This is a genomic window from Kitasatospora sp. NPDC058406 (assembly GCF_042722765.1).
Lineage (GTDB): Bacteria > Actinomycetota > Actinomycetes > Streptomycetales > Streptomycetaceae > Kitasatospora.
Genome location: NZ_JBHXKE010000306.1, coordinates 1 through 9,269, shown reverse-complemented (window position 1 = coordinate 9,269; position 9,269 = coordinate 1). Strand labels below are relative to the sequence as shown.

The window sequence follows — 9,269 nt, the reverse complement described above, 5'->3', positions numbered from 1 at the left end:
ATATATAACCGCGAGCGGGCTGCGGTTGTGCTGCAGCCCGGGGCGGGGGGCGGCTGGGTGCTTTGGTCTCTAACCGTGCCGACCCGGCCGGCCCGGCGGACCGCGTTCCCACCCTGCCCTGACGCGAGGACCCTGACGCGAGGACCCTGATATACGAGGACCCTGACGCGACGGCCCTCACGCGAGGTCCCGGGGACGGGTCCCGGGGGGCGACGGGCGTCAGCCGACCGCCGCGAGCAGCTCGGCCAGCCGGCCGGTCCGCTCCTCGTCCAGTGGCAGCAGCGGGCGGCGCGGCGTGCCGACGTCCAGCCCGCGCAGCGCCAGGCCGGCCTTGACGGTGGTGGGCAGGCCGCCGCGCAGGATGAACTCCAGGACCGGCAGCTGGCGGTAGAACACCTTGCGGGCGGTGTCCAGCTCGCCGGCCCGGACGGCACGGTAGAGCTCCAGCACCGGTTCGGGGATCAGGCACGGCGCCGCGGTGCACCAGCCGGCCGCGCCGGCGGCGAACGCCTCCAGCGCCAGCGGGTTGCTGCCGTTGTAGAACGGCAGTGCGCCGTCGGTGAGTTGGGAGAGCCGGTGCATCCGCTGCACGTCGCCGCTGCTCTCCTTCACCATGGTGATGTTCTCCACCCGGTCGACGAGGGAGACCATCAGCTCGGGGGAGAGGTCGATCCCGCTGGTGGCGGGGTTGTTGTAGATCATCACCGGCACCGAGACAGCCTCGGCCACCGTGGTGAAGTGCCGGATCACCTCGCGTTCGTCCAGCTTCCAGTACGACACCGGCAGCACCATCACCGCGTCCGCGCCCGCCTGTTCGGCGAAGCGGGCGCGCCGGACCGCGTTGCGGGTGGTGAGGTCCGCGACGCCGACGACCGAGGGCACCCGTCCGGCCACCGCCGCCAGCGCGGTCTCGGCGGCGGTGTACCACTCCTGGTCGTCGAGGTAGGCGCTCTCGCCGGTCGAGCCGAGCGGTGCGACGGCGTGGACGCCGGAGACGATCAGACGGTCGACGAGGGCGGCGAGAGCGTCGGTGTCCACGCCGCCGTCACCGGCGGCGAACGGGGTCACCGGGTAGGCGATGATCCCTTCCAGGGTGAGGCTCGTCATCTCAGGCACCGCCGTTCGTGTCGTGGGCGTCGTGCGCGTCGTGGGTGTGGGGGGAGCCGGGCGGGACGAGTGCGTCGCCGTGGCCGGCCCGCAGGGCGCGCCGGGCGTAGTAGGCGAAGTTGGCCTGGCCCCGCTTGGGGGTGGAGGTCCAGTCGTGGGCCTCGCGGGCGAGCAGCTCCGGTATCTCCTGGATCCGGCCGGCCGCGGAGGCCAGCAGCTGGAGCCGGGCCGCCCGTTCGAAGAGCACGGCGAGGGTGCAGGACTCCTCGACGGTGCCCGTGGCCACCAACTGTCCGTGGTGGGCCAGGAGCAGCGCCCGCTTGTCGCCGAGCGCGGCCGAGATGAGCTCGCCCTCCTCGTTGCCGACCGGGATACCGGGCCACTTCTCGAGGAACGCGCAGTCGTCGTACAGCGGGCAGAGGTCCATGTGGGAGACGACCAGCGGGGTCTCCAGCATCGACAGTGCGGAGATGTGCAGTGGGTGGGTGTGGATGATGCAGTTGACGTCCGGGCGGGCCCGGTACACCCAGCTGTGGAAGCGGTTGGCCGGGTTGGCCATGCCCCCGCCTTCGAGGACGTTGAGGTCCTCGTCCACCAGGAGCAGGTTGGATTCGGTGATCTCGTCGAAGCCGAGCCCGAGTTGCTGGGTGTAGTAGGTGCCGGGCCGCTCGGCGCGGGCGGTGATCTGACCGGCCAGCCCGGAGTCGTGGCCGGCGTCGAAGAGGATCCGGCAGGTGAGCGCGAGCTTCTGGCGGACGGTCCAGTCGTTGTCGGGGATGGCGCTCTGCATCCTGCGGTGTGCGAGGTCGACCAGGTCCGCCTTGGCGGCGGTCAGGGTCTCGGCCATGACGGTGCTTCTCCTTCGTGCGGGGACACCGGGTCCGTCGGGGACGCCGGGGTGCGGCGCGCCGCCGGCGTGCGGCGCGTCGGTGTCGTGCGCCGGAGGATCGACGAAGGACACGTCGTTCACCTTAGGACACCTTGTGTCCTCGTGTCGACGCCGAACGGGCGGCGTACCGGGCGGCGTACCGGGTGCCCGGCGCCGCCACCGAGGGTGACGGTCGGCGGAGGTGCCTGCCGGGGGTCACCCGGCGGGGGCCGGACCGGTGGTCAGCTCTCCCCGCCCGTGCGCCGGATCAGTCCGGACTGCTCGGCGTCCTCGCGGAGACCGCCCCGGGGGGCGCCGCGGTCGGTGCGGTCGCCCCGGGCCGCGGCCGTGCAGAGGGCGAAGACGATCAGGGCGCTGGCCGCCACGGCGAGGATGCCGAGCGCGGTCAGGACGCGGAGCCAGGTCACGGAAGGTGCCTCCTGGAGGGCGGCGCGAAGGGTACCGCCGGGGATATCGGCAGACCGGCCCGCCAGGTCGAGTGTTCACGGGCGGTTCCGCATCGCGTCCGCCGCGCGAACGGTGGCGTGCGCGGGCGGTCGAAGCGCAGGAGGCGCACTATTCCGGCACGTGCGCCCCTGGTGGGACGGCCGGCGCCCGCAGGGCCCCGAGGTCCGGCTTGCCGGTCCCGGTGAGGAGGATGCCCGGCAGGACCAGGATCGTCGCCGGGTCGCAGAGCGGCCCGCTCCGGTCCCGCACCCACCGGTGCAGCTGCTCAGCCGTCACCCCGCTGCCCGGCAGCACGGTCACGGCGGCGTGCGCCCGCTGGAGCCGGTCCGGTCCGGTCGTGGCGAACATGGCCGCCGTCCGTACCGCGGGGTGCGCCAGCAGCGGTTCCTCCACGTCGCGGAGGAACACGTTGTGCGCGTCCACGATCGCCATCGGATCGCGCCGCCCCGCCACCGTCAGGTAGCCGGCCCCGTCCAGACTGCCCGGGTCGCCGGTGTCCGGCAGGCCGTTGCGGAGGACCCTGGCGGTCAGCTCCGGGTCGCGCCAGTAGCCCTGCATCGCGGTGGGCGTCCGCACCGTGGCGGCCACCAGCTCCGGCCGCGGCGGGCGGACGGACCGGCGCAGGCCCCCCTTCGGCCGCCCGGTCGACCCTCCGGTGAACCGGACCGCCATCGCGTCCTCGGGCCGGAACCGGGGCGCCACCGGCTCGGCCGGCAGCGGCGCGGCCGGCTCCAGCAGGTCCGTGCCCGGGCCGGTCGGTCCGAGCGCCAGCAGTTCGGCCGAGGGCAGTTCGGCCGCGATCCGCGCGGCGGCCGCGCCGAACCGCGCGGGATCGACGACGAACGCCGGCAGCGCCCGGGCCGGCCGGTGGACACCGGCGAGGCACTCGGCCGCCGTGAGCGCCTCCGCCCCGTGACGCAGTGCCACCCGCCCCGGATCTCGCGTCAGCCCGGCCAGGACCAGCCCGGTGTACGTCGCCGTCCCCGCACCGGCCCCCGCGGCCTCCCGCAGTGTCCCCGCCACGTCCAGCCCTCCGCCCGCCGTGCACCGCCGTGCACCCGCCACCCGTCCGCCGTGCGCCCGCCGTGCCGAGCCCGGCCCCGGTCGTCCCGCCGCTCACCGTGCCGAGCGGGTCGGTGAACTGATCGACCATCATGTCGGCCGCCACCATAGAGCGCGCCTGCCCGGTATGCCCGGGCCGTCGCGGCGGAGGCGCCGGTCCGTGGCCGGTCCGTCGGTGGCCGGTCCGGCGGACCGCACCGGCTTCGTGGGGCCGGCCCGCGGCACACCGCGGCACGCCGCCGGAACCGGGGACCCGGCCTCCGACGTGGACTGTTGTGGATTGTTATCGTGCCGGGTCGGGCACGGACGGGAGGGCCGGCACCCTTCCCGCCCCCCAGGTCGGGGATTCCTCCCGTCCTGCGGGACGGACGCGCGCCCTCGGCCGGTTCGCCGGGGCGGGTTCCCGTTCCTCGGCCCGAATTCGGCGTGCGATCGCCACGCGAGGACGTGCCGGCCCTCGATGGGCGTACAGTCCGTCCGCCTGCCCGGCGGGCAGGATGCTTCGAGCAGCGTTGAGGTCAGGATCATGGAACACCCCACAGGCACGGCAGTCCCACCGGCGGCCCCGACCGGCGACGCGGTCCGTCCACGGTCCCGGCGTCCGCTCCGCCGCTCCCCGGATCCGGGCCGAGGACCCGCCGCCACGCTGAGGACGGGGGCACCCCCGTCTCCCCGGCCCGGCGGCGGGGGTCTCCCGGGAGAGCGCCGGTGAGCACCGTGGACGGGTCGACCGGCGCGGGTGGCCCGACGGCGGTCCGGCCGCGGACCGGCAGCCGGACGGGGCCGACCCCGGCGGCGGGCGTGGGCGTGGGCGTGGGCGTGACGATGGCACCGCGCGGGCTGGTCGACCTGCGCGGCGAAGCCGGCGAGCCGTTCGCCGTCGAGTACCCGGGCGACGCCGTCGTGGTCGTCTCCGGCCTGCCCGGGAGCGGCAAGAGCACGTTGCTGCGCCGGTGGTCCGCCGGGGCGCCGTCGGCCGCCACCGTCGACCCGAGGGCCGTCCACGAGGCCTGCGCCGCCGTCATGCCCGCGCGCCTGCCGTACGGCGTCTACCGGCCGTGGGCACGGCTGGAGCACGTCCGGCTGCTCCGCCGGTCGGTCTCCCGCGGCGGACCGCTGCTGGTCCACGACTGCGGCAGCCGGGCGTGGATGCGCCGCTGGCTCGCCCGCTCGGCCGCCCGCCAGGGACGCGAGCTGCACCTCGTCCTGCTCGACGTCGGCGCCGCCACCGCCCTGGCCGGGCAGCAGGCCCGCGGCCGGTGGGCGCCCCGCCGAGCCTTCGCCCGCCATCGGCGCGGCCTCGACCGCCTCGTCGCCTCGCTCACCCGGCACGCCCGCGGCGACGGCGCGACGCCCACGCCCGAGGCCGCGTCGGTGCTCCTGCTGGACGCGGCCTCCCGCTCACGGGCGGTGCGGGCACGGTTCGGACCGGGGCCGTCGGGCACGACGCCCGGAGCCTGAACGGGCCACCCCGTCCCGGCTCGTCCCGCGCTGTCTCGCCCCGTCCTCGCCCCGTTCTCGGTGGGGCTTCGGCGCGGACGGGCGGGGCTCGGCGGCCGGGCGCCGGCCTGCCGGGGATCCGGCGGCGCTCGGAAGTGGTGGCCGTCACGGCGCCGCTCCGGCTGATGATCTGGTGGCGGGGGTGGTCGGGTGGGGAGACTGGGGAGAGAGATCACCAACCGATCCGTCCGCCGAGAGGGAGCCCCCGCATGCCCGGCCACACCGCCGTCACCGAGAGCCTCTGGTTCCGCCGCTTCCACCCCGTCGACGCGGCGCCCGCACGGGTCGTGATCTTCCCGCACGCGGGCGGGTCTGCCGGCTACTTCCTGGAGTGGTCGGCGGCCCTCTCGCCCTACGCGGACGTGCTCGCCGTCCAGTACCCGGGCCGGCAGAACCGGTTCGGGGAGCCTGCGGTCGACTCGCTGGCCGTCCTCGCGGACCGGGCCTACCAGGCGCTGCTGGGCTGGGCGGACCGCCCGCTCACCCTCTTCGGGCACAGCATGGGCGCGTCCGTCGCCTTCGAGGTGGCGCGCCGCTTCGAGCGCGACGGGGTGGCCGGACCGGTGCGGCTCTGCGTCTCCGGCAGCCGCGCGCCCTCCGTGCCCCGGGACTCGACGGTCCACCTGCTGGACGACGACGGCCTGCTCGCCGAGGTCGGCAGGCTCGGCGGCACCGACGAGCGCGTCCTGGCCGACCCCGAGGTGCGGGAACTGATCCTGCCGTCACTGCGCGGCGACTACACGGCCATCGAGACGTACTGCGCCGCGCCGGACGCGACGGTCTCCCTGCCGGTGACCGCACTGACCGGCGACGCCGACCCGCGCGCGACGCTCGACCAGGTCCGCGGCTGGGCGGCCCACACCACCGGCGGCTTCGACCTGAACGTGTTCCCCGGCGGCCACTTCTACCTCGCCGACCAGCGCGCCGCCGTGGTGGAGGTCCTGACCGCCCGTCTGCGGGGCTGACCCCGGCGTCAGACGGAGACCAGGTCGACGAGTCGGGCCAGGGCTGCCGCGAGCGCGTCCAGGCCCGGCCCGGCCGCCCCGCCGGGCTCGTCCATGTAGAGGTTGCGGCGGATCTCCACCATGAGCGCGCTGACGTCCGCCGTCCCGCCGTAGTACCGCAGCGGCACGTACGTCCCCGCGAAGGGGCTGTCGAGGCCGGTACCGCCGAACCCCGCGAACGCCCGCTGCGCCGCGTCGAGCAGCGGGGCGGGCGTGTGGCGGGCGTCGGTGCCCAGGCAGATCGGCGGCCGGGGGCCGTCGCCGTGGAGCTCGTACGGCAGGGCCTTCGTCGGGTACGAGTGGACGTCGACGACCACCGCGCGGCCGACCGCCGCGAGGCGTCCGGCGACCGCGGCCGTCATCGCCTCCGCGTACGGGTGGAAGTAGCGGTCGAGCAGCGGCCCTCCGTCGAAGCCGGCCGGGCGGAGGTCCTCGCGGTGGGTGGTCCGGGTGTAGACCGCCCCCATGCCGGCCGCGAGCATCTCCTCGCGCTCGTCGGGGAACCGCTCGGGGTCGACGACCAGCCGGGAGAGCCGGTTGACGAAGCGCCAGGGCGTCGATCCGGCGGCCTGCGCGGCCCGGTGGGCGATCTCCGCCGTGTGCGCGTCGGTGATGTGGTCCAGTTCGAGGGCGAGCTCCCGGTCGTCCAGCACGATTCCGGAGCGGACGTCGGCGGGTACCGTTCGGGCGGAGTGCGGGACGTGGAGGATCACGGGGGAGTCGGGCGATCCGGGGTGGAGCCGGAAGGGGCCGGCCACGTCGGGTGCCCCGGGTGTCCCGGGCGTCCTGGGTGCGTCGGGTGCGTCGGGTGCGTCGGTCATCTGTGCCTCGCTGCGCGTCCGGTGGTGCCACGGGGGTGTCACCGCCATCATGTCCGCCCGGGGCCGCCCCGATCACCCGATCAGCGGATCACCCGGCCGACCGGTCGTCCGATCCGCTCCGGCCCTGCGGAACTCCCCTGCGAGGCCCCGCTCAGGAAGCGGGGTCGATGGTGACCTTCACGTGCTTCATGATCGGCTGGTCGCTCTGGGTGCTGTAGTCGCCGAGCGCGCAGAGCACGTTCATCTCGGGCATGTAGCCGGCCGCGCACCCGCGGGGGATGTCGTACGGGATCGCGAGGTAGCCGTGGAGGGAACGCCGGCTGCCGTCCTTGGCGGTGCTGGTGATGTCGACGGGACCGAGGTCGGCGATTCCGCGGTCGCGCATGTCGGCGCGGTTCATGAAGACGAGCGTGCGCAGGTTCTTGACGCCCCGGTAGCGGTCGTTGTCGGAGTAGATGGTGGTGTTCCACTGGTCGTGGGAGCGCATGGTGCCCAGGGCCAGGGTGCCGGGCGCGGGCACGACGTCGGGCAGGGCGGCGGCGGAGAACTCCGCGCGCCCGGACGGCGTCAGGAAGACCAGCTCGCGGGCGGGCTGCCGGATGCGGAAGCCGAGGGGCAGGCGCACCCGGCGGTTGAAGTCCTCGAAGCCGTCGAGCGCCCGGGACATCGTGTCGCGGATCCGGTCGTAGTCCTCGACGTACCACTCCCAGGGCGTGGCGCTGTCGGGCAGGGCGGCACGGGCCATGCCCGCGACGATGGCCGGCTCGGAGAGCAGGTGCGGGGACGCGGGCCGCTTCATGCCGACCGACAGGTGGACCATGCTCATCGAGTCCTCGACGGAGGTGCTCTGCACGCCGCGGCGCTGATGGTCCTTCTCGGTCCGGCCCAGGCAGGGCAGGACGAGGGCCAGGCGACCGTGCACGAGGTGGCTGCGGTTCAGCTTGGTGCTGACCTGGACGGTCAGGTCACAGGCCCGCAGCGCCTCGAAGGTGTACGGGGTGTCGGGCGCGGCGAGGGCGAAGTTGCCGCCCATGCCGACGAACACCGAGATCCCACCGCCGTGCATCGCCTTGATGGTGCCGACGGTGTCCAGGCCGTGCTTCCGGGGCGGCCGGATCCCGCAGACCTCGCCGAGGCGGTCCAGGAACTCGTCGGTGGGGCGGTGGTCGATGCCGCAGGTGCGGTTCCCCTGGACGTTGCTGTGCCCGCGGACGGGGGAGGGACCCGCACCCTCGCGGCCCACGTTGCCGCGGAGCAGGAGGAGGTTGACGACCTCCCGGACGGTGTCGACGCCGTGCTCGTGCTGGGTGAGCCCCAGGCACCAGCTGACGATGCTGCGGTCGGCCTCGCCGTACACGCGCGCCGCCTCCAGGATGTCGGCGCGGACCAGCCCGGACTGCCGCTCGATCTCCTCCCAGGCCGTGGCCTCGCACAGTGCGCGGTATTCCTCGAAGCCCGCGGTGTGGCGGTCGATGAACTCCCGGTCCAGCGCCCGGGGGTCGGTGGCGGACTGTTCCAGGACGGCCTTGGCCATGCCGCGCAGCAGGGCCATGTCGCCGCCGATGCGGGGCTGCAGGTTCAGGGTGCTGGTGCGGGTCGTGCGGTAGAGGCCCATGTCGAGGAAGTCGTGGGGGACGATCGTGCGGGTGGCCGCCGCCTCGACCAGCGGGTTGACGTGCACGATCCGGGCCCCGCGGTGGTACGCCGCGGCGAGGGCGGTGAGCATGCGGGGCGCGTTGGAGGCGGCGTTGACCCCCAGGATGAACAGCGCGTCGGCGGCCTCCCAGTCCTGGAGGTCGACGGTTCCCTTCCCGGTGCCGAGCGAGGCCTGCAGCGCGCGGCCGCTGGCCTCGTGGCACATGTTGGAGCAGTCCGGCAGGTTGTTGGTGCCCAGCTCGCGGGCCATCAACTGGTAGAGGAACGTCGCCTCGTTGCCGAGCCGGCCGGAGGTGTAGAACGCGGCCCGGTCCGGGTCGTCCAGCTCCCGCAGGGTGCGGCCGACCAGCTCGAACGCGTCCTTCCAGTCGATCGGGACGTAGTGGTCCGAGGCGGGGTCGTAGACCATCGGTTCGGTCAGCCGGCCCTGGTTCTCCAGGTCGTAGTCGCTCCACCCGGACAGTTCGGTCACCGAGTGCGCGGCGAAGAACTCGCGGCCGACCCGCTTGCGGGTCATCTCCCAGGTGACGTGCTTGATCCCGTTCTCGCAGATGTCCAGGTGCAGGCCCTTGGTGTCGTCCGGCCAGGCACACCCGGGACAGTCGAATCCGCCGTTCTCGTGGTTCATCCGCATGATGGCCCGTGGGCTGTCGACCGGCGATCCCTTGCGGACCAGGAACCGGCTCACGCTCTTGGCCGCGCCCCAGGCGGCGGCGGGGTGGTGGTAGGGACGGAACTCCGGCTCCCCCTCCGGCACGGGCCCGACCCGGGACTCCGTGGGAC

The 9,269-nt window shown here is 74.5% G+C and carries 8 protein-coding genes; 2 read left to right on the top strand and 6 right to left on the bottom strand.

Going from position 1 to position 9,269, the window contains the following annotated elements; all coding sequences use genetic code 11:
* Positions 1-219: 219 nt before the first annotated feature.
* The 4 genes from ACFWOG_RS36595 to ACFWOG_RS36580 form a co-directional block, all read right to left on the bottom strand.
* The gene (locus ACFWOG_RS36595; protein WP_355400361.1) at positions 220-1,107 is read right to left on the bottom strand and encodes a dihydrodipicolinate synthase family protein; all 888 of its coding nucleotides are present in this window, start codon (positions 1,105-1,107) and stop codon (positions 220-222) included.
* 1 nt (position 1,108) lies between these two features.
* Positions 1,109-2,077, bottom strand: coding sequence for an aldolase (locus ACFWOG_RS36590; RefSeq protein ID WP_380363718.1), 969 nt, complete (start codon positions 2,075-2,077; stop codon positions 1,109-1,111).
* A gap of 140 nt (positions 2,078-2,217) precedes the next feature.
* Entirely contained in the window at positions 2,218-2,403 is a 186-nt protein-coding gene (locus ACFWOG_RS36585) for a hypothetical protein (RefSeq protein WP_329950555.1), read from the bottom strand.
* Between the two features lie 148 nt (positions 2,404-2,551).
* Positions 2,552-3,466 carry a hypothetical protein gene (locus ACFWOG_RS36580; RefSeq protein ID WP_380363716.1) on the bottom strand — a complete coding sequence of 305 codons (915 nt, stop codon included), beginning with the start codon at positions 3,464-3,466 and terminating at the stop codon, positions 2,552-2,554.
* A 747-nt stretch (positions 3,467-4,213) separates the two neighbouring features.
* Between ACFWOG_RS36580 and ACFWOG_RS36575 the strand changes: the two genes are divergently transcribed.
* Together ACFWOG_RS36575 and ACFWOG_RS36570 are read left to right on the top strand one after the other, a co-directional pair.
* Positions 4,214-4,966, top strand: a complete 753-nt coding sequence (locus ACFWOG_RS36575; RefSeq protein ID WP_380363714.1) for an AAA family ATPase — start codon at positions 4,214-4,216, stop codon at positions 4,964-4,966.
* A gap of 248 nt (positions 4,967-5,214) precedes the next feature.
* Positions 5,215-5,970, top strand: coding sequence for an alpha/beta fold hydrolase (locus ACFWOG_RS36570; RefSeq protein ID WP_329875743.1), 756 nt, complete (start codon positions 5,215-5,217; stop codon positions 5,968-5,970).
* A gap of 8 nt (positions 5,971-5,978) precedes the next feature.
* On the opposite strand, the gene ACFWOG_RS36565 is transcribed toward ACFWOG_RS36570, so the two are convergent.
* Together ACFWOG_RS36565 and ACFWOG_RS36560 are read right to left on the bottom strand one after the other, a co-directional pair.
* A complete protein-coding gene (locus tag ACFWOG_RS36565; protein ID WP_380363711.1) occupies positions 5,979-6,830 on the bottom strand; it encodes an N-formylglutamate amidohydrolase in 852 nt (283 codons plus the stop codon).
* 151 nt (positions 6,831-6,981) lie between these two features.
* Positions 6,982-9,269, bottom strand: a 2,288-nt coding sequence (locus ACFWOG_RS36560) for an FdhF/YdeP family oxidoreductase (RefSeq protein WP_380363709.1), incomplete at its 5' end; no start/stop codon positions are given.

What these genes read in the sequence shown, in the direction of transcription:
- ACFWOG_RS36595 (WP_355400361.1), bottom strand. Translation starts at nt 1,107, where the DNA reads ATGACGAGCCTCACCCTGGAAGGGATCATCGCCTACCCGGTGACCCCG.
- ACFWOG_RS36570 (WP_329875743.1), top strand. Translation starts at nt 5,215, where the DNA reads ATGCCCGGCCACACCGCCGTCACCGAGAGCCTCTGGTTCCGCCGCTTC.
- ACFWOG_RS36565 (WP_380363711.1), bottom strand. Translation starts at nt 6,830, where the DNA reads ATGACCGACGCACCCGACGCACCCGACGCACCCAGGACGCCCGGGACA.